Annotated in this window: 20 protein-coding genes and 1 pseudogene; 11 read left to right on the top strand and 10 right to left on the bottom strand. The window is 64.7% G+C overall.

What is annotated here, in order from left to right:
* Positions 1-149: 149 nt before the first annotated feature.
* Positions 150-764: a hypothetical protein gene (locus AZC_RS01940; protein WP_012168910.1), complete on the bottom strand. Its 615-nt coding sequence runs from the start codon at positions 762-764 to the stop codon at positions 150-152.
* Between the two features lie 85 nt (positions 765-849).
* The gene (locus tag AZC_RS01935) at positions 850-1,668 is read right to left on the bottom strand and encodes a transporter substrate-binding domain-containing protein (RefSeq protein ID WP_244421778.1); all 819 of its coding nucleotides are present in this window, start codon (positions 1,666-1,668) and stop codon (positions 850-852) included.
* 105 nt (positions 1,669-1,773) lie between these two features.
* Between AZC_RS01935 and AZC_RS01930 the strand changes: the two genes are divergently transcribed.
* Entirely contained in the window at positions 1,774-3,711 is a 1,938-nt protein-coding gene (locus AZC_RS01930) for a glycosyltransferase (protein WP_012168908.1), read from the top strand.
* On the opposite strand, the gene AZC_RS01925 is transcribed toward AZC_RS01930, so the two are convergent.
* Positions 3,695-4,294 (bottom strand): SCO family protein, encoded by a 600-nt coding sequence (locus AZC_RS01925; RefSeq protein ID WP_012168907.1) that lies wholly within the window; start codon positions 4,292-4,294, stop codon positions 3,695-3,697. The two genes, AZC_RS01930 and AZC_RS01925, sit on opposite strands and share 17 nt — an antisense overlap.
* 45 nt (positions 4,295-4,339) lie before the next feature.
* Positions 4,340-4,558: a hypothetical protein gene (locus AZC_RS01920; RefSeq protein ID WP_043878781.1), complete on the bottom strand. Its 219-nt coding sequence runs from the start codon at positions 4,556-4,558 to the stop codon at positions 4,340-4,342.
* A gap of 285 nt (positions 4,559-4,843) precedes the next feature.
* Here AZC_RS01920 and AZC_RS01915 point away from each other — a divergent pair, with 285 nt between their 5' ends.
* Both AZC_RS01915 and AZC_RS01910 read left to right on the top strand, forming a co-directional pair.
* Positions 4,844-5,131: a hypothetical protein gene (locus tag AZC_RS01915; protein ID WP_012168905.1), complete on the top strand. Its 288-nt coding sequence runs from the start codon at positions 4,844-4,846 to the stop codon at positions 5,129-5,131.
* Positions 5,132-5,140: 9 nt separating this feature from the next.
* Positions 5,141-6,079, top strand: coding sequence for an AEC family transporter (locus AZC_RS01910; RefSeq protein WP_012168904.1), 939 nt, complete (start codon positions 5,141-5,143; stop codon positions 6,077-6,079).
* On the opposite strand, the gene gluQRS is transcribed toward AZC_RS01910, so the two are convergent.
* Positions 6,058-6,966 carry a tRNA glutamyl-Q(34) synthetase GluQRS gene (gene gluQRS / locus AZC_RS01905; protein WP_012168903.1) on the bottom strand — a complete coding sequence of 303 codons (909 nt, stop codon included), beginning with the start codon at positions 6,964-6,966 and terminating at the stop codon, positions 6,058-6,060. The genes AZC_RS01910 and gluQRS overlap by 22 nt on opposite strands.
* 66 nt (positions 6,967-7,032) lie before the next feature.
* On the opposite strand from gluQRS, the gene AZC_RS01900 reads away from it, so the two are divergent.
* The 3 genes from AZC_RS01900 to AZC_RS01890 all read left to right on the top strand — a co-directional run bounded on the left by AZC_RS01900 (position 7,033) and on the right by AZC_RS01890 (position 9,147).
* Positions 7,033-7,686 carry a DNA-3-methyladenine glycosylase family protein gene (locus tag AZC_RS01900; protein ID WP_012168902.1) on the top strand — a complete coding sequence of 218 codons (654 nt, stop codon included), beginning with the start codon at positions 7,033-7,035 and terminating at the stop codon, positions 7,684-7,686.
* A gap of 15 nt (positions 7,687-7,701) precedes the next feature.
* Positions 7,702-8,361: an alpha/beta hydrolase gene (locus tag AZC_RS01895; RefSeq protein ID WP_012168901.1), complete on the top strand. Its 660-nt coding sequence runs from the start codon at positions 7,702-7,704 to the stop codon at positions 8,359-8,361.
* A gap of 228 nt (positions 8,362-8,589) precedes the next feature.
* Positions 8,590-9,147: an HNH endonuclease gene (locus AZC_RS01890; RefSeq protein WP_012168900.1), complete on the top strand. Its 558-nt coding sequence runs from the start codon at positions 8,590-8,592 to the stop codon at positions 9,145-9,147.
* An 11-nt stretch (positions 9,148-9,158) separates the two neighbouring features.
* Here AZC_RS01890 and AZC_RS01885 read toward each other — a convergent pair whose 3' ends face one another.
* Positions 9,159-9,647, bottom strand: coding sequence for a disulfide bond formation protein B (locus AZC_RS01885; protein ID WP_244421777.1), 489 nt, complete (start codon positions 9,645-9,647; stop codon positions 9,159-9,161).
* A 318-nt stretch (positions 9,648-9,965) separates the two neighbouring features.
* On the opposite strand from AZC_RS01885, the gene irrA reads away from it, so the two are divergent.
* Positions 9,966-10,499, top strand: coding sequence for an iron response transcriptional regulator IrrA (gene irrA, locus AZC_RS01880; RefSeq protein WP_133864838.1), 534 nt, complete (start codon positions 9,966-9,968; stop codon positions 10,497-10,499).
* 149 nt (positions 10,500-10,648) lie between these two features.
* Here the strand turns inward: irrA and AZC_RS01875 are convergent, their stop codons facing one another.
* Positions 10,649-12,355 carry a methyl-accepting chemotaxis protein gene (locus tag AZC_RS01875; protein ID WP_043878778.1) on the bottom strand — a complete coding sequence of 569 codons (1,707 nt, stop codon included), beginning with the start codon at positions 12,353-12,355 and terminating at the stop codon, positions 10,649-10,651.
* A 372-nt stretch (positions 12,356-12,727) separates the two neighbouring features.
* Here AZC_RS01875 and AZC_RS01870 point away from each other — a divergent pair, with 372 nt between their 5' ends.
* A complete protein-coding gene (locus AZC_RS01870) occupies positions 12,728-12,913 on the top strand; it encodes a hypothetical protein (RefSeq protein ID WP_043878777.1) in 186 nt (61 codons plus the stop codon).
* Between the two features lie 22 nt (positions 12,914-12,935).
* Here AZC_RS01870 and AZC_RS25350 read toward each other — a convergent pair whose 3' ends face one another.
* Positions 12,936-13,439: a hypothetical protein gene (locus AZC_RS25350; protein WP_148209782.1), complete on the bottom strand. Its 504-nt coding sequence runs from the start codon at positions 13,437-13,439 to the stop codon at positions 12,936-12,938.
* A gap of 341 nt (positions 13,440-13,780) precedes the next feature.
* On the opposite strand from AZC_RS25350, the gene AZC_RS25840 reads away from it, so the two are divergent.
* Positions 13,781-14,833 (top strand): hypothetical protein, encoded by a 1,053-nt coding sequence (locus tag AZC_RS25840; RefSeq protein WP_173362963.1) that lies wholly within the window; start codon positions 13,781-13,783, stop codon positions 14,831-14,833.
* 2 nt (positions 14,834-14,835) lie between these two features.
* Here the strand turns inward: AZC_RS25840 and AZC_RS01860 are convergent.
* Positions 14,836-15,790, bottom strand: a pseudogene (locus tag AZC_RS01860) (IS1595 family transposase).
* 108 nt (positions 15,791-15,898) lie between these two features.
* On the opposite strand from AZC_RS01860, the gene AZC_RS24740 reads away from it, so the two are divergent.
* Positions 15,899-16,129 (top strand): helix-turn-helix domain-containing protein, encoded by a 231-nt coding sequence (locus AZC_RS24740; protein WP_012168895.1) that lies wholly within the window; start codon positions 15,899-15,901, stop codon positions 16,127-16,129.
* A gap of 344 nt (positions 16,130-16,473) precedes the next feature.
* On the opposite strand, the gene AZC_RS01850 is transcribed toward AZC_RS24740, so the two are convergent.
* Complete coding sequence (locus AZC_RS01850) at positions 16,474-16,995, bottom strand: hypothetical protein (protein ID WP_043878775.1); 522 nt, start codon at positions 16,993-16,995, stop codon at positions 16,474-16,476.
* A gap of 207 nt (positions 16,996-17,202) precedes the next feature.
* Between AZC_RS01850 and AZC_RS01845 the strand changes: the two genes are divergently transcribed.
* On the top strand, positions 17,203-17,871 hold the full coding sequence (locus AZC_RS01845) for a GntR family transcriptional regulator (protein ID WP_012168894.1): 669 nt from the start codon (positions 17,203-17,205) through the stop codon (positions 17,869-17,871).
* Positions 17,872-17,940 lie beyond the last annotated feature (69 nt).

Below are 17,940 nucleotides of genomic sequence, written 5' to 3'. Positions count from 1 at the left end.
GCTACGGCCGGGCTCGCGTGGACACGCATCCGCCAGCCTTCGCCAGCGCGTGCGCGCCCCTGCTCTAGAACATGTCGATAGAAAGTGCGATCCGCTTTTGTGCAGGGCGGCTGCGCGCCGCCCGCTACCGCGACAGCATCCCTGCCCCGTCACATGGCGGGAACCACGTCGCCCCGGCCCACGATGACGCGCTGGCTGGCGATCGCCCCGTCGCTGCCCTTGGTGCCGCGGATCACCACATGGGCGCCGGGCTTCACCTCGGCCATGGTGCCCGGCACGAAGCGCACCAGCGAGGTCTGCGGCGTCACCACCACCTGCTTCTCCCCGCCGGCATAGGCGATGGTGAGGCGGTCACCCGTCTTCTCCACCAGTTTCTGCGCCATGGCCCCATTGGTCATGGTGGCGTTGGGGGCCAGGTCATAGCCGCGCGAGCCTTCGCCCGCGCCCCGCATCTCCTCCGGAAACACATGGATGGACACCGCCACCTCCGGCGCCCCGGCGGGCGCCCCCGCCTGCGGCATGGAAGCGACGCCCACATAAGCGTTGGCCGGAATGTCGGCGAGGGTGATGCGCTCCAGCCCGGTCACGCGGATCGGCTCGCTCAGCACCACCGCCACATCCTGCCCCTCGCGGCTGTGCACCTTCAGGTTCCCGCCCTCGGCGGCAACGATGGTGCCCCGCACGCTCGCCGCCTGCTGGGCGAGGACGGGCGAGGCGAACAGCACGGAGAGAAGGGCGGCGGACAGGAGGGAAGAGGCGCGCATGGACGAACTCCGACGAGAGGCCGCGATCTTGATCCGCCCCCGAGACGCGCGCGAGCCACCCCGCGCACACCATCGCGTGAGAACGTCAGTAGAAGCCGATGGGGAACCAGCGCAGATAGAGGTCCGTGTAGACGCCCTTCTCCCACACGCGCTGGAGCGCATAGTCGATGGCCCGGCGGAGCTGATCGTTGCCGGACTTCACGGCCACGGAGAGGCCATCGCCGAAATAGCGGCTCTCGGTGAAGGGGCCGCCCACGAAGCGGCAGCAGCCATTGGCCTGCGTGCCATTGAGCCAGAGCGACAGGCCGATGCCATCGCCGAACAGGAGGTCCGCCTCGCCGGCGAGGAGCGCGGCGCGCGCGGCCGCCACATCGGGATAGGGCTGGATCTTCGCTTGGGGGAAGAAGGCTTTCAAATAAGCCTCGTGGGACGTGCCGGCCGCCACCGCCACACGCCGTGCCCCCACATCCGCCGGGGTCGCGCCCGGCAGGGAGAGGCCGGTGCGCGCGACAAAGCGGGCCGGCGTGCCGAGATAGCGCTCGGAGAAATCCACCTTGGCGCGGTTGGCCGGCGTCGCTGCGAGGCCGGCAATGACCGCGTCACCCTTGTTCTGGTCGAGGGCGTCCAGCAGCGTGTCGAAGTCGACCGCCTGGAGCGTGCAGGTCAGGGCAAGTTCCGCGCAGACGGCCCGTGCGAGGTCCACGTTGAAGCCCATCAGCGCCCCGTCGGGGCCGCTGAAATTGAAGGGCGGATAGTCATCGCTGGTGAGGAAGCGCAGGGTCGACGGCAGGCGCGTGGTGTCGGGCCGTTCGAGGCGCCGCGAGGCACTCCAGAAGCTCGGCACCACCGGCCCGGCCGGCGCCGGCTGGGCGAGAAGGGGGACAGGCGCAAAAGCCACAATCATTGCGAGCAATGATTGAAAAATAAGACTTTTACGCGATTTTTTCCCTAGCGGCATCGTGAGCGCCTGATTATCGTTTGACCGACACGTCTCCGGGGGGAGAAGACGATGGTGGGCGAGGCGGCATCTGACCGCAAGCGGACCTTCTATGCCAAAGCGGACGCCCTGTCCCCTCCCAGCCGGTGGCCGGTCGAACTTCAGGCCCTGCATGGCACCCTGCCCGACAGTCTAATCGACTGGGCCGCCGCACGGGCGCGCGACCTGCGGGTCGGCGGCGACGAGGTGCTGATCTGCGCCGGCCTTCTCACCGGGCCGCAGGCGAGCGCCCGGCTCGCCGCCCATCTCGGCCTCGCCCTCCAGCCCCCGGATGTCCCCCTGCCGGTGCCGCCCGACCTTGCACCCACCGTGCTCCGGCTCCAGACCTTCCAGACGCCGCCGGAAGACGATCTGCCCGGCTATGTCATCGCTGCGCGGGGCCTCTATGCCCGGCGCCTCGCCTCCGCGCTCAGGGAGGACCCGACCCTGAAGCGGCGCGCTCGGGTAATCGCGACCGAGCATCTCCACGGCACTCTCGCCCGCCAGTGCGCGGACGGCATCGGCCGCGCCGCCGCCTTCGACCTGCGCGCCCATCGTCCGGACGTCTCGGCAGGCACCATCCGCTTTACCCGACGAATGCTCCTGCCCGCGACCATGGCCGGCGCGGCGGTGGCGACGGCCGGCCTCAGCGCACCGCTCGAAACGCTCCTGATCGTCCAGTCCCTGCTCTCGAGCATCTTCCTCGCCAGCGCGACGCTGCGCATCGCGACCTGCCTCGCGCGGCCGGAGGAGCCGCCGCCGCTCGGCCTGCCGGACGCCGCCCTGCCGCTCTACAGCATTATCGTGCCGCTCTACCGGGAGGAGCGGGTGCTACCCCGTCTCGTGCGGGCCTTGCAGGCCATCGACTATCCGCCGGAGAAGCTCGACATCAAGATCGTGGTGGAGCCGGACGATGCGCCCGTTCATGCCGCTCTCGCCCGCATGGCGCTGCCGCCATGGTTCGAGATCATCGTGGCGCCGGATGTGGGGCCGCGCACCAAGCCCAAGGCGCTCAACTGCGCGCTGCCCTTTACCCGCGGCAGCTTTGTGGTGGTGTTCGACGCCGAGGACGTACCCGACCCCGACCAGCTGAAGCGGGCGCTCGCCGCCTTCCGGCAAGGCGGCCGTAACCTGGCCTGCGTGCAAGCCCGCCTCTCGGTCGAGAATGCCGATGAAACCTGGATCAGCCGCCTGTTCGCCGCCGAATATGCCGGACAGTTCGACGTTCTGCTGCCCGGCCTCGCCCAATTGCGCATGCCCATCCTGCTCGGCGGCACGTCGAACCATTTCCGCCGCAGCATGCTGGAGCTGATCGGCGCCTGGGACCCCTACAACGTCACGGAGGATGCCGACCTCGGCGTGCGTCTCGCGCGCGCCGGCTGGACGACGGCGGTCATCGGCTCGTCGACTGCGGAGGAGGCGCCCATCACCCGCGCAGCCTGGATGCGCCAGCGCACGCGCTGGCTGAAGGGCTGGGCCCAGACGCTGCTGGTGCATGGCCGCCAGCCGCTGCGGCTGGTGCGGGAGCTCGGCTGGGGGAACCTTGTCCCCTTGCTCCTGCTCACCGCCGGTCCCTTCGCCTCGGCCCTGCTGCATCCCTTGTGCGTCGCGTGGCTGATTGCGGATGTCGTGCGCGGCGTTTTCCTGACGACACCGGGCACCACGCTCGGCGTCGTCGCCACTGCGCTCTCGCTGACCAATCTCGCCATCGGCTACGGGGCGGCGGCGTGGAGCTGCGGCCTCGGCCTCAAGCGGCGCGGCCAGTTCGCCCTGGCCCCCATCCTGATCCTGCTGCCGTTCTACTGGCTGCTGCTCTCGGTGGCGGCGTGGCGGGCGGTGGTGCAGCTCATCGTGCGACCGTACTGGTGGGACAAGACCGAGCACGGGCTGGGGCGGCTGCGGCCACAGGCGCCGCTACCGGCCGGCGCCCCGGCCCGCGCGCCCGCCGGCATCCTCACAGATAGCGCTTGAGATCCGCCGCCGCCTCGGCAGGGGGACGCTTGGTGTTGAAGGGCGCGATGAAATTGCCCGCCTTGTCCATGAGATAGACCACCGCCGTGTGATCCATGGTGTAGTCGCCATCCTTCAGCGGCACCTTGCGCGAGAAAACGCGATATTCCTTCTTCACCACCTCGATCTGCTCCGGCGTGCCGGTGAGGCCGTGGATCTGCGGCACGAAGCTTGACACGTAGGACTTCATGATCTCGGGCGTGTCGCGCTCGGGGTCCACGGTGATGAAGAAAGCCTGCGCCTTGTCGGCATCGGGGCCAAGGGCGCGGAAGATCTCGGACATCTCGAACAGCGCCGTCGGGCACACGTCAGGGCAGTGAGTGAAGCCGAAGAAGACGAGCGAGGGCTTCCCCTTGAGGACGGCCTCCGTCACCGGCTGGGCGCCATCGTCCACGAGCTTGAACGGGCCGCCCACCGCCGACGACAAAGCGGGACCGGCGCGCCCCGGCATCAGGAGCGTCACGCCGGCCACGAGCACGAGCGCACCTGCCGCGAAGGCGCAGAACAGGGCGATGATCTTGGTACGGGAGGACAAGGCGGCCATGGGCGGGAGAAATCCGTGCGGCAGGAAGGCGGAGGCGTCGGACCGTCAAAAGCACGTCGCGAGGCCGGCGACCACCGTATCGAAGAAGATTGCGACGCCGTGGCGCATCCAGAGAAAGCCGGCGGCACCGGTGAGCAGGACCGCCACCAGCCCCATGCCGACCAGCGCGCCGCGATTGAGGCGCGCCTCCCCGTCGGTGGCCGCGAGGCCGCCGTTGGCTTCGGCACCGCCCCGGGGGGCGGCAGGCTGGGGGAGGACCTGCATCTCGATCCGTCTGGGCTGTCCATGATGGCGCGATACGCGCATGAGCCGACAATCTAGCGGAAGCCGCCTTGCGCCAAAAGCAACTTGCCGCGACCGGCCATGAGCGACGCGCAAGGCTACGCCCGTTGACGCGGCGCGCCCATCCCCCTAACGTCCAAAAGATGAGCATTTCTGGGCACGAGATGCGCGCGCTTGTAGGCGCGCCGCGAATTCTCCGCCCGGTCGACCAGGTCGGCCGGGCACGCTGAATCGCATCTGACGTCTCGTTTTTCCGGATTCCTTCCCATGTCTGACCATGCCCAGGTGCCTGCCGGCGCCCACTATCGCCTTGTCGTCGAAGCCGCTGCGGATGCCAACGTGCTGCTGCGCCTGCTGGAGCCCTTCGTGATCCACGACGTTCTGCCGCACCGCATCGACGTGGCCCATGCCAACGATGCCTTGCAGGTGGAACTGGAGATCACCGCTGCGCCGGAGATCGCGGACCGCCTCGAAAGCCGCCTGCGCGCCATGGTGCCGGTGTTCGACGTGGCCATGGCCTGCCTGCGGCCGGCACCCGTGCTCACCGCCGCCTGATCTCATTCCATGCTGGGCATTCTCGCAGACCTTGCGCTCATCGTTCTTCCGGTCTTCGGGATTGTCGGCGTGGGATACGGGGCGGCAAAGACCCGCCTCATCAGCGACAGCGCGTCCGACGGCCTCGCGGAATATGTGTTCAGCCTCGCGGTGCCGATCCTCATCTTCAAGACGCTGAGCGAGAGCAAGCTGCCCGACGCCCAGCCCTGGGGCTACTGGATCGCCTATTTCACCGGCGCCTTCGCGGTCTTCGCGCTGGCCGCCGTGGTGGCCGCGAAGGTGTTCAAGCGCTCGCACACGGAAGCCGTCATCCACGGCTTCTCGGCGGGACAGGCCAATACGGTCTTCGTCGGCGTGCCGCTGATCCTCAAGGCCTATGGCGAAGCCGGCGCGGTGCCGCTGTTCCTGCTCATCGCCGTGCACCTGCCGGTAATGCTAGTGGCCGCCACCATCGCGGTGGAGGGCGGCTCCGGCTTCTCGCGGGCCACGGTGAAGCGGCTGTTCCGCTCGCTCGCCTTCAATCCCATCCTGCTCGGCATCTATGCGGGCGGGATCGGGCGGCTCATGGGCTTCGAGGCCCATGGGGTGCTGAAGCAGGTGCTGGACATGATGGCGGCCTCCGCCACGCCCTGCGCCCTCGTTTCCCTCGGCCTCGCCCTCAAGCGCTACGGCATTTCCGGCGATCTGCGGCCCACCGTCTTCATCTCCACGCTGAAGCTCATCGTGCATCCGCTGCTGGTGCTGGGGCTCACCCGCATCCTGCCCATGCCGCCGGTGTGGGCGGGCGTGGCCGTGCTGTTCGCGGCCATGCCCTGCGGCATCAATGCCTATCTGCTGGCCCAGCGTTATGGCGTCGGCGTCGGCACCAGTTCCAGCTCCGTCTCGCTGTCCACGGCCCTCGGCCTCTTCACCATCACCTTCTGGCTCTACGTGCTCGGGGTGGGCTGAGACGCCGGCTCCAGCCCGTGTGCGATGAGCGCGCGCACCTCGTCCGGCGTGGTGCCGAGCGCGCGCAGGGACGACAGGCTCGCCGCCCCCGTGCTTTTAGACAGCTTGCGCCCGTCGCGGTCCAGCACCAGCGCGTGGTGATGATAGATGGGCGCCGGCAGGCCGAGCAGCGCCTGGAGCAGGCGATGGATGGCGGTGGCGGCGTAAAGGTCGCGGCCGCGGATCACATGCGTGATGCCCTGCAGGTCGTCATCCATCACCACCGCCAGATGATAGCTCGCCGGCACGTCCTTGCGGGCGAGCACCACATCGCCCCAGGCTGCCGGATCGGCCTGAACCGGCAGGGGCTCCGCCAGCGGATCGCCAGGCGCCTCGTGCCAGGAGAGGCCGGCACCCGCCAGCGCATAGGCCTGCCCCATGTCGAGGCGCAGCACATAAGGCTCGCCCTCGGCCTTGCGGCGCGCGCGGGCCGCCTCCGTCATGCTCTCGCGGGAAAAGGGATAGAGCGGCACACCGTCGGGATCACGCGGCCAGGACCGGCCCGCCGCCTCGCGGGCGAGGACGGCGCGGGCGATCTCCGCGCGGGTCTCGAAAGAAGCGTAGAGCAGCCCCATCTCCTCAAGGCGCGCGAGGGCTGCGGCGTAATCGTCGAAGTGCCGGCTCTGGTGGCGGGGCGGCTCGGGCGGGAGGATGCCGAGCCAGTCCAGATCGTCGATGATGCCCTGCTCGTATTCCGGGCGACATCGGGTGGTGTCGATGTCTTCCATGCGCAACAGGAAGCGGCCGGCGGCGCGCGTGGCGGCGGCATGGTTCACCAGAGCCGAATGCGCGTGGCCGAGATGCAGGAAGCCGTTGGGGCTTGGGGCGAAGCGGCAGACGATGGTCATGGCAGGCCATGTCATCGCATGACCGCCGCTCCGGCGCGAGAGGGCAAAAGGGCAAGGAGGCGCGGCATGATGGGCGAGGTTCACCTGAGCGACCAAGCGACCTTCGAGGCGGCGCTCGACCGGCTTCTGTCGCTGGACGACCGCCTGCATGCGCTGGTGGCGGAGGCCGGTCGGCCGCCGTTGCGGCGGCGGGCGCCGGACTTCGCGGGGCTGGTCAACATCATCATCGCCCAGCAGCTCTCCGTCGCCGCCGCCCGCGCCATCTCCGCGCGCACGGAGCAGGTGCTCGGCGGCCCGCCGACGGTCGAGGCGCTGTTGAACGCCTCGCCGGAGACGCTGAAGGCCGGCGGCCTTTCCGCGCCGAAGATCCGCACCCTCACCCGTATTGCTCGCGCGCTCGCCGACGGGGTGGTGGACCTCGCCCATGTGGAGGCGATGGAAGCGGACGCGGCGGCCGACTATCTGACCCGCCTGCCCGGCATCGGCCGCTGGACGGCGGACATCTATCTTCTCTTCTGCCTCGGCCGCAGCGACGCCTTCCCCGAGGGCGACCTTGCCCTCCAGGTGGCGGCCGCCGATGCCTTCGGCCTGCCGGGCCGGGCCTCGGCGCTGGGCCTTAAGGCGATCGCGGAGGACTGGCGGCCCTATCGCGGCGTGGCGGCCCATCTGCTCTGGGCCTATTATGGCGCCCGCCGCGCCCGTCTTGGCGCCCCCGCCTGATCCCGGATTTTCCGAATGTCCCTCACCGAAGGTCCCCGCCTCGCCCCGTCTGCGGGCGGTCCCGCCGATTCGCTCGTGGTGCTGGTGCACGGTTATGGCGCGGACGGCCGCGACCTCATCGATCTCGGCGCCGCCTGGGCGGAAATCCTGCCCCACACCGCCTTCGTCGCCCCCCATGCCCCGCATCCCTGCGACCAGATGCCGGTGGGGCGGCAGTGGTTTCCCCTCTCGCTCGCGGATCCTCACGCCATTGCGCGCGACACGCTCTCAGCCCTGCCCGCCTTCGCCCGGCTTCTGGATGAGGAACGCACGCGCCTTGATCTGCCCTGGAGCCGGGTGGCGCTGTTCGGTTTCAGCCAGGGAGCCATGATGGCGCTCTCCTTCGCGGTGACGGCGCCCGAGCCCATCGCCGCCGTGGTGGGCGCGTCCGGCTTCCTGCCGCCGCTGCTGCCGCCGGGCCTCGCGCCGTCGCGGCCGCCCGTGCTGCTGATGCATGGCGGGCGCGATGAGGTGGTGCCGGTCTATGCACTCACCGCCACCGCCGCCGCCCTCTCGGCCGCCGGCGTCCGCGCCGAGACGCACCTTACCCAATCGCTCGGCCACGGCATCGACGAGGAGGGCGTGGAGCGGGCCGGCCTCTTTCTCGCCGCCCACCTCGCCCCGCCGACCGGCTGACGCGTTAACCATTTGGGCAGGAAGACACTTTCTGCCGATCACGGGCAGATTCCAGCAACGTCAGGTATATTTTCCAGCGGTAACAAGATGGGCGTCCACGCGTCTATCCGCCGCTTCGGCGGGATTTTGTGCGGGCCTTCACAAGGCTGACATGGAGCCTATACAGTATCCGCGCGTGCCGAACGGGACTGCTCGATTCGGCTGGGATGGAGGGCGAGGAGAAGATCCTTGACCGCTGCTTTATCACCGGGCGCGTGGCCAGCTCTTGTGCTGAATGCGGACTACCGCCCGCTCAGCTATTACCCGCTGTCTGTCTGGTCGTGGCAGGATACCATCAAGGCGGTCTTCCTCGACCGCGTGAATATCGTCGAATATTACGACAAGGCGGTCCGAAGTCCGGGCTTTGAACTGAAGCTACCGAGCGTCGTTTCGCTTCGCACCTTCGTCAAGCCGACCCGTCAGCCGGCTTTCACCCGCTTCAACGTCTTCCTGCGCGACCGCTTCACCTGCCAGTATTGCGGCACCCGCGAGGATCTCACCTTCGACCACGTCATTCCGCGCTCGCGGGGCGGCCAGACCACCTGGGAAAACGTGGTGGCGGCCTGCTCCCCCTGCAATCTGCGCAAGGGCGGCCTGATGCCAGACGATGCCAAAATGTGGCCCGCGCAGACGCCTTTCCAGCCCAGCGTCCACGACCTGCACCAGAACGGCCGGCACTTCCCGCCGAACTATCTGCACGAGAGCTGGCTCGACTATCTCTACTGGGACACCGAACTCGACCCCTGAGGATTCGAGCCTCAGCGCCGGGCGAGCGCGCCCTTGAGGCTGATGCCGGTGAGGCCGAGTGCAATGACGGCGTTCCAGCCGGCCATGGAGATGCCGAACAGGCGCCAGGCCGCCTCGTCGCAACGGGGCACCCGCGTCGTCTTCAGCGCCGACATGATGTCCGTGACCATGGGGGGCGTGGAGCCCGTGCAGGTGGTCGGCCCCGGCCAGAACTGCCATTCGACGCCCGCATGATAGATGGCGATGCCAGCATCCACCGCCATCAGGGCGGCGAGGAGCCAGAGGCCATAGCGGGCAAGGTCCGGCCGGCTGCGCCCAACGAACGCGAGCAGCAGCCCCACAGGCACCGCCGTATAATAGGGCAGGCGCTGGTCGAGGCAGAGCGGACAGGGCGCAAGCCCCACCACGAGCTGGAAGAACCAAGCCGCAGCAAGGGTCGCCGCCGCCGCCAGCGCGACGAAAAGGGCCACCAGGACCGGAGAGCGAAAAAGATGCGTCACGCCTCGGCTCCGCCTATGGATCATGAACCGTCCCGGCCTCACGCGAGCCCCGCGCCAGCTTTCCCCTGGAGGATGGCGGCAGCGGAACCTGAGGCTGTTGCAGCGCGATAGCCCGCGGGAGACGGCCTGTCCATGCGCCCCATGATCACGAGGAAGGCATTGCAGCGGCTTGATTTACTTTAGTCCAGCTACAATCTGTAATGGTGGCAATGAGGCGCGGGATCAGGTATAGCTGAAAAATGATCGCCGCCTCACAGTGGCTCCCCCAGCAGCAATGCGATTGCATAGATTGAGATTGCTAGCGCGACCATGAACGAGATGACTCGAATCCGTACGAGCCTGGGTTCCGGCGCCGCCCGTGTCCAGGTGGACCCTGAAGAGGCCGTGCTGCCCGTGGCGCAGCTGCGCGACGTAAACAATGCGCGCCGCACCGGCTGCCCGTTCCACGACGTGCGCGAGATGCTCCGTGAGGTCGGCCTGCGTCCCACCCGTCAGCGTCTGGCGCTGGGCTGGCTTCTATTCGCCAAGGGTGACCGCCACGTGACGGCCGAAATGCTGCACGAGGAAGCCATCCGCGCCCGCTTCCCGGTGTCGCTCGCCACGGTTTACAATACGCTGCACCAGTTCACGGAAGTGAGCCTGCTGCGCGAGGTCGCTGTTGACGGGTCGAAGACCTATTTCGACACCAACTCCTCCGACCACCACCATTTCTATGTCGAGGGCCACAACGAGCTCGTCGACATTCCGGAGGCCTCCGTCACCGTGGACCGCCTGCCGGAAGCCCCCGAGGGCTTCGAGGTGGCGCGTGTGGACGTGGTGGTGCGCCTGCGCAAGAAGAGTGCCAAGGCCTGAGGCGCAGCCGGCCTCCCGCCGGCGCAAAAGAGAAATCAGACCCCGTGCCGGTGACGGCGCGGGGTTTTTCTTTGCCCGGCGGTCAGCAGGCCGCGCAAGAGCCCGGGCGCCGCGACGCCCGGGCTTTTCTGAAACGGGACTGCCGGCCGTCAGGCCGCCACGACGCGGGCCAGAAAGTCCTCCAGCGCCGCGTTGAGCTGGCTGTTGTCGTCGGCGAGCCGGCGCGTGGCGTCCGTCACCCGGCTGGCGCAAGTGTCGGTCTCATTCACCGCCTGCATCACATGGGTGATGTTGGACGCCACCGTGGCACTGCCCTGCGAGGCGGCGACGATGTTCCGCGTGATCTCGCCGGTGGCGGCATTCTGCTGGGTGACGGCCGAGGCGATGGCGCTGGTGTAGCGGTCCACATCGCCGATGGTGACGACGATCTGCTCGATGGCCTGCACCACATCGGCGGTCGCGCCCTGGATGCTCTGGATCTGGTGGCCGATCTCTTCGGTCGCCTTGCCGGTCTGGGCGGCGAGTTCCTTCACCTCCTGCGCCACCACGGCGAAACCCTTGCCCATCTCGCCGGCCCGCGCCGCCTCGATGGTGGCGTTGAGGGCCAGGAGGTTGGTCTGGGCGGCGATGGCCTGGATGAGTTCCACCACCTTGCCGATCCGCTCGGCGCCTTCCGACAGTTCCCGCACCTTGCTGCCCGTGCTCTGGGCGCCGCGGGTGGCATCGGCGACGACGGTGGAGGCGCGTGACACCTGGGAGGTGATCTCGCCGATGGATGCCGAGAGCTCCTCCGTGGCGCCGGCCACGCCCTGCACGGAGTTGCTGGCCTCCTGGGAGGCCCGGTCGGCTTCCACCGTCCGTGCCGTAGTGCGGGCCGCCACCTGCGAGAGACTGCCCGCCACATCCAGAAGCTCGCCGGTATTGAGACGCACCGCGTCCACCATGCGGCTCATGCGGGTGCGGAAGGCGGCGATGATGGCGTCCACCTCCTCCTGCCGGGCGAGGCGCTGGGCGGTCTGGCGCTCCTGCTCTGCCTGAAGCACGCGGCGCTCGTCCGCATGGTCGCGGAACACCTGAATGGTGTGGGCCATCACGCCGAACTCGTTCTTCTTGTCCTGGTGGGGGATTTCCACGGACAGGTCGTCCTGCGCGAGGCGTTCCATCACGCCCGCCAACTGGCCGATGGGACGCAGCAGGCGGCTCGCCAGCAGCACCGCGACGCCGGCCAGCAGCAGGGTGAGCACGATGGAAAGGCCAATGATGGTGCGGAGCAGGGAGTTGAGGCGCGCATCCACCTCATCCTGCTTCACGCCACCATAGACCACGCCGATGACCGAGCCGGACGGATCGAACACCGGCAGATAGACCGTGTAATAGGGCACATCGAGAATGGTGGCCTCGCCACGATAGATGGTGCCCGCCTTCATGGCCGGATAGGCCGCGGACTGGCGGCCGAGGACCGTGCCCACGGCCCGCGTGCCATCGGCCTTCTTCACGGAGGTGGAGAGGCGCACGAAATCGTCCTTGCCGGCGTCATACGCGAACACCGTGGCCGTGCCGCCGGAGATGCGAGAGACATCATCGATGAGGCCATGGTCACCGGGCTCCGGCAGGCGCGGCAGCACGATGCGGCTCACGGTATTGCCGGACCAGTCGATCCGGCTGCCGGGCACGGCCTTGGCCAGCGCGATTGCTGCAGCACGGATCGCAACATTCTGGCGATTAATGGCATTTTGCGCTGCATCATCATCCAGCATCCAGGCGACGACAGCGATCAGCAGGGCGGCGGTGACGGCGACGCAGGAGAACACCATCAGCGCGACGGCGTGCGAAACCTTGAGATTCAAGCGGGGCATGGGCGGCACATCCTCGGGCGGAGAGGGCGTACGCCAAGGGCATACGTATTATTACGTATAGCCTGGAAAGCTTGCGCGGGGCGGTCGAATTCTTGCTTGAGGCAACATGTTGAAGGCGATTGAGAGTCGACGCTCGTCACGGGATCGCCATATCGTATGTAAACAAATGTATATCGGAGCAAAGCATTCAGAAGAGAATACTTTTTAGACTCCAACTGCCGCATTGCAGCAATTTTCCGGTATTAGGTAGCAAACTCACCTATAAAAAATGATGTCAACGCAATGCGTTGGCGTAAACGATCTGATATGAATGGGGTTAGGAACGCCCCTGGCCAATCGCCGTTTCCCCCATGGAACAGAAGGAGGCGGGGAATGGAATATCTACCACGCCATGAGCCCATTAATCGCGCTGAGGTTTTCGAACGGACCGACGATCCCGGCGTTTGGAGCGTCGAAGCGATCGGGACGGACGGAGAGATTTATCAATCGTTCTTCGTCGGCCCTGAGGCCAAGCAGCGGGCAAGGGATTACGCCACGCTTGCCTACGGCGTTCAGTGATCCACCTCTAGCGCCACGTTCTTTACGCAGGTTTGAGGTTTTTTATGACTATCTCCGGTGTGCCAAGCGCCATCTCGGAGACGGCGCCTTGAAGATGCCTTAGTTCAAAACACCTCCACTCTCCACCAAAGGGGAGCCCCGTTGAGCTACCTCCGGCGAACTGGAATGCAAGCGCTTGCTCTCCATTGTCTGACCACCCGACAGCATGAGGGCAAATCTCGCGTGGGTACCCTCGGTATGTGCACACGATTTGCTTTTTCTCTTCGATTGCGCGCTCAAACAGCCGGAACGTCTCGCTCTTGTACATCGCCCGCTTCCCCGCCCTCTGGTTGTGGAGAAGCTTATGGTTGAGCCTCAGGTTCTGTCTACCTTGAGACGCAAGCGCGATGAAATCGAAGCCTACATAGGCAAGCTCGAACGCCAGATAGCGGACGCGAAGCGCGACCTCATGTCCGTGAACGCCACCATCTGCATCTTCGAAGTCAACGGGGAGCCCAGAGAGTTCCCGGCCCATGTGGAGCTTCATCGCCTCTTTAAGAGAGGCGAAATGACAGCCATATGCAAGGCTGCGCTGGTACAGGAAGGACCTCTGGACACGCGGGAACTGGCGCTGCGCGTCATCAGCGTCAAGGGTCTGGATGAGAGCGACAAGACGCTGCGGCAGACGATAGCGCTTAGAATCGTGCAGGCGTTGAGGCTTCAAGCAAGACGTGGATTGCTTGAGTCCGGCACCCGACGTGGCGTTCGTCTCTGGCACTTAAGGTCGGCGTCACAATGTGCTGGCGATTAACCTAAGTTGATACAACCCAAGCTTGACCTACTGGCACGCGGATATAAGTTCCCAACGAAAGACCGGGGGGAGCTTAGATGGCTGTGGGAGAGGGGGCTGTCGTCCTGCGTTTGGATAGCGAGCAGGCGGCTTGGAATGCGCTAAATGCACTTCTTGATAAAACCATTGACGCCAAGAATGTAATTCTGGACCTAGACGACATGTCTTGGGCTGGGCTTCGCCTTATATATAAGGGTAATTCGTTTGATGGGACTATTCCAACTTCAGTGATGAAGTCGTTAGTTGAGTTTCAGAATGACTTCTACAGAACGGCGGCTCTGATACTCAAGGATGATGATCGAGTCACGCGACTAACTGACCAGGAAAAAGAAGATCTAGAATTAATTTTTACCTTAAAAAAGGGAAGTTCCGATTTTTGGGCGTTCGCAGAAAAGCAAATAAAGGGCATCGGAGAGAAGGCGATAGATAAAATGACTGGCCGCCAAATCCTGATAGGCTTTATCGTCGCCATTCTCGTGTACTTCACGCAAGCAGGCGTGACGGCATACATAAACTCGCAGCTTGAAATGAAGAAGATTGAACTTCAGGAAAAACAAATTGAATCAAATGGAAAGGAAAAGAAAGATTTATATGAATTTTTAGAAAAAGTAATTAATGATAGGAGAACGGAGAGCACTACCTTAAAGAAGGCGGAGCGAAAATCTCCTATAGCGGCGAAGATTTATGAGCATAGCAACCATGCAATGTCGGAGATAATAAAGAATTCCACATCTGTTGACGAGCTAAATATTCAAGGTGCTGTATTTGATTCTAGTTCAATTTCTATTCTAACCAGATCAACCAGATCGAAGTCGTCTAAAATTGTAATAAAAAAACAGTTTTATGTCAGGGGTGTCGATACAGAGCAGACCTCGGCTTTTCAAGTGCGCCTAGAGTCTGTTGATGGTGAAGATAGGTTTACTGCGATCTTGGAAGACCCATTGGTCGGAGCCAAATACCAAAAGGCAATTGAACGTGCGGAGTGGAGTCAAAAACCCGTAGTGGTTCACGTCAACGCCCGAAGGGTCGGGGAAGAAATTCGCGATGCCAAGATTGTGAGGGCGCACACTCCAAGGTCGAGAACGGCCTAAAGTCACCGCTGCCAGTAGCCCTTCCACACTCGGCTCACCGGGTGAGCCAGAGCGGAGCCGACCGTCATCAGGTACTGGCTCGCCATTGCTCACCCGGCGATGATCCTCACGCCACGCCATTTCGGCGGAATACGCAGCGAGGTACGGGCCGCTGATGTGGTGGTGAATGCCGATCTCAGCGCGGCGGATGCGGGAGAAGAAGCTTTCCGCCCCGTTGGTGCAGGCTTCGCCGTCTGAATAGCTCTCCTGATGGTTGATGCGCTTGGTCAGGTATAGCGCGTGCAGTTTGTCCCAATGGGCGGCTTCATCGGCATGGATGATCGAGCCGGGCGCCACGCGCTGGGCAATCGTTTCGATTGCATGCGCTTCGGCCTTAAACACGAAGGGGAGCGTCCGCCCGCCGCGCTCACGCATGATGACCACAACGCGGCGCTTGCCGGTCTGGTGTTGGGCTAGGCGGCGGTCCTTGCGGTCTTCCTTGCGGTTCTCTCGGCGAATGTGGCCGCCGAAATAGGCGCCATCCACCTCAACCGTGCCGGAAACTGTCATGTCCTTCATTTCCGCCGCAAGCGCTTCGCGGATCTTGTGAGCCATGACGAAAGCCGTCTTGTACTGCACGTCGAGATCGCGGGAAAGCTGGAGGGCGCTATGGCCCTTGGCGCCGTTGACGAAGATGGCGATAGCAAGGAGGTAGTCGCGGATCGGCAGCTTGCGGCTGGCGAAGATGGTGCCCAACGTGACCGAGAACTGATGCGCGCAAGCCTTGCACTTATAGAGCTTGCGGGTCTTGTAGGTGAGGGTTTCGGCGCAGGCGCAACGCGGGCAAACCGGCTTGCCGTCAGTGGCCGCCCAACGGATGTTGCGGAAGGCGTCGTGGGCTTCCTCGTCGCTCATACGCGCGACCTTCGCCAGACTGATAGTCCGGGCAGCGCGTGAGAGAAGGAAGTGCTGAGCCATTTCCGCGCCAACGATTTGCGTTGACCTCAGTGATAATGGCGTAAAGAGTTGGCGTCAACGAAAAACGTTGGGGTTGACCAAAAATGATTTCGCGCTTAAGCGGAACGGATGACGCCTGAACAGTGCCGTGCAGCAAGGGCTTGGATTGACTGGTCGCAAGACGATCTTGCGCGCGCGGCCAGCGTTTCCCTATCGACCGTCCGCGACTTTGAGAAGGGGCGCCGCGTTCCGATAGCAAACAATCTATCGGCAATGAGAGCTGCTCTGGAAAAACAGGGAATTTCATTTTTCGACCGCGAAGGGTCATCGGGCATAGCATCCCAGGCTCAGTGCAATTAATTGCAACTGGACGGAATCCAGAGATTCCACTAATTTAAATAGGTCGGCGCACCGAGCTTTTGCCCAGTGCGCCGATGGTGGAGCTAGAGGGACTTGCACCCTCGGGGACTTGGATGGAAAGCCGGACCCCGCACTATGCTAGCCCCGCAGATGGGGTGCCCGCCGGGGCACCACTGCTACCGCAGTGTCAACCGGCGGGACTTCGTCAATCTAATAAGACCACAGGCTTAGCGGCCCTTACCGCCTCCTTGTTTGTGGGTTTTGCGTCACCCGGCTCCGCCAAGAACGTGGGTGGCACACTCGTTCAAAAAGCGGTTGCACTTTAGGGCGCAGCCGCTTTTTTATTACCCCATCACCCCGCCGCCTTGTGAGCCGCCTTCTGGCGGGCTACGCAGAGTAGCGTGCGGAGGGATAATCCCTGCATCCTTCAAATCGTCTTCGGTCAATCCAGTTACGCGAGACGCAAGCGCAACCTTAAGGCCGTCGCGAGAAATCAACTTTTTCCCTTTCATAAGGGAAAGAGTGGGGGAAACGGTTGTCATCGGGACTTCCCGCCCCAGAGCGCGGGATGCTGCTTCCTGCAATTGGTTCGCAGTCCACCAAAGTTGCGCTCCAGAGAGTAGGTGGATCAAAACCTCCTCGGTCGTCTCTTTCCCGGTAAGCGTAACCTCTTGGGGCTGCACCGCACTGGTCTGACTTGGCTCATAGTCGCGAGCGTCAAACACACCCTGCGGGTGCCCAAGGCGCTTTAGAACGCGCTCTGCCATTTCAAGCTCGGCGTCCTCAGTTTTGAGGGCATCGATCAAGCGCTTGACTTCGCCGCGGCGCGCGAGGACATCGGAGAGAGTTGGGTTGAATGACGGCATGTATGCACCTTGCACTGAATCGCGGCTGTCTGCAAGCGCGATTGTGGAGCATCAATGGAGCGTATCAACCGCCTTGATGGCGTGGCAGGCACTAGGTGAGTTTGCTACCTAATGCCGCAATTTTCCACCCACCGCCGCGTCCCACATCCGCATCCACGGACGCGCGCCAATCTCGACATCCCCAGCGCGCGATTTTATCTATAATTCATGACCAGCCGCACTGAAGACACCATCGCCATCCGCATCAGCCGCACCCTCGCCGACCGGATCATCTCCGGCGAGATCGAGCCAGGGAGCCGGCTGCGTCAGGACCATGTGGCCGCCGAGTTCGAGACCAGCCATGTCCCGGTGCGCGAGGCCTTCCGCCGGCTTGAGGCACAGGGACTGGCGGTGAGCGAACCCCGGCGCGGCGTGCGGGTGGCCGCCTTCGACCTCAGGGACGTCCGCGAGGTCGCCGAGATGCGGGCAGCGCTGGAAGTGCTGGCCCTGCGCAATGCCGCGCCCAACATCACCGCCACCATCCTGCAACAGGCGGAGGAAGCGACGCGCGCCGGCGACATCTCCCGCGACGTGCGCTCCTGGGAAGAGGCGAACCGCCGGTTCCACCGCCTCATCATCACGCCCTGCGCCATGCCGCGCCTGCTCGCCACCATTGACGACCTGCACGCCGCCAGCGCCCGCTTCCTCTTCGCCGCCTGGCGGCAGGACTGGGAGGCCCGCACGGACCATGACCACCGCGCCATCCTCGACGCCCTGCGGCGCGGGCAGGTAGAGGCCGCCTGCACCATCCTCGCCAACCACGTGCAGTGGATCGGACGCCGGCCGGTGAAGTCCCGATCGGGCCCGGAGCGGGAGATGTTCGCCATCGAGGGGTGAGCCCCTTGCATTCCGGTCACGCCCATGGACTCCTATAGATACTGGAATCAAATTATCTATAATTGGAGT

The sequence above is a fragment of the Azorhizobium caulinodans ORS 571 genome, from assembly GCF_000010525.1.
In the GTDB taxonomy this organism is placed as follows: Bacteria; Pseudomonadota; Alphaproteobacteria; order Rhizobiales; family Xanthobacteraceae; genus Azorhizobium; species Azorhizobium caulinodans.
The sequence above is the reverse complement of the archived record's forward strand: the minus strand, read 5'-3'. Positions and strand labels throughout refer to the sequence as shown.

Excerpts from the sequence above, each read along its gene's own strand:
- AZC_RS01920 (WP_043878781.1), bottom strand. The coding sequence starts at position 4,558 with ATGCAGGTCCTCCCCCAGCCTGCCGCCCCCCGGGGCGGTGCCGAAGCC.
- AZC_RS01850 (WP_043878775.1), bottom strand. The coding sequence starts at position 16,995 with ATGCCGTCATTCAACCCAACTCTCTCCGATGTCCTCGCGCGCCGCGGC.
- AZC_RS01845 (WP_012168894.1), top strand. The coding sequence starts at position 17,203 with ATGACCAGCCGCACTGAAGACACCATCGCCATCCGCATCAGCCGCACC.
- AZC_RS01870 (WP_043878777.1), top strand. The coding sequence starts at position 12,728 with ATGGAATATCTACCACGCCATGAGCCCATTAATCGCGCTGAGGTTTTC.
- AZC_RS01930 (WP_012168908.1), top strand. The coding sequence starts at position 1,774 with ATGGTGGGCGAGGCGGCATCTGACCGCAAGCGGACCTTCTATGCCAAA.
- irrA (WP_133864838.1), top strand. The coding sequence starts at position 9,966 with ATGACTCGAATCCGTACGAGCCTGGGTTCCGGCGCCGCCCGTGTCCAG.
- AZC_RS01900 (WP_012168902.1), top strand. The coding sequence starts at position 7,033 with ATGATGGGCGAGGTTCACCTGAGCGACCAAGCGACCTTCGAGGCGGCG.
- AZC_RS01875 (WP_043878778.1), bottom strand. The coding sequence starts at position 12,355 with ATGCCCCGCTTGAATCTCAAGGTTTCGCACGCCGTCGCGCTGATGGTG.
- AZC_RS01895 (WP_012168901.1), top strand. The coding sequence starts at position 7,702 with ATGTCCCTCACCGAAGGTCCCCGCCTCGCCCCGTCTGCGGGCGGTCCC.
- AZC_RS24740 (WP_012168895.1), top strand. The coding sequence starts at position 15,899 with ATGACGCCTGAACAGTGCCGTGCAGCAAGGGCTTGGATTGACTGGTCG.
- AZC_RS25350 (WP_148209782.1), bottom strand. The coding sequence starts at position 13,439 with ATGAAGCTCCACATGGGCCGGGAACTCTCTGGGCTCCCCGTTGACTTC.
- AZC_RS25840 (WP_173362963.1), top strand. The coding sequence starts at position 13,781 with ATGGCTGTGGGAGAGGGGGCTGTCGTCCTGCGTTTGGATAGCGAGCAG.
- gluQRS (WP_012168903.1), bottom strand. The coding sequence starts at position 6,966 with ATGACCATCGTCTGCCGCTTCGCCCCAAGCCCCAACGGCTTCCTGCAT.
- AZC_RS01940 (WP_012168910.1), bottom strand. The coding sequence starts at position 764 with ATGCGCGCCTCTTCCCTCCTGTCCGCCGCCCTTCTCTCCGTGCTGTTC.
- AZC_RS01925 (WP_012168907.1), bottom strand. The coding sequence starts at position 4,294 with ATGGCCGCCTTGTCCTCCCGTACCAAGATCATCGCCCTGTTCTGCGCC.
- AZC_RS01935 (WP_244421778.1), bottom strand. The coding sequence starts at position 1,668 with ATGATTGTGGCTTTTGCGCCTGTCCCCCTTCTCGCCCAGCCGGCGCCG.
- AZC_RS01915 (WP_012168905.1), top strand. The coding sequence starts at position 4,844 with ATGTCTGACCATGCCCAGGTGCCTGCCGGCGCCCACTATCGCCTTGTC.
- AZC_RS01910 (WP_012168904.1), top strand. The coding sequence starts at position 5,141 with ATGCTGGGCATTCTCGCAGACCTTGCGCTCATCGTTCTTCCGGTCTTC.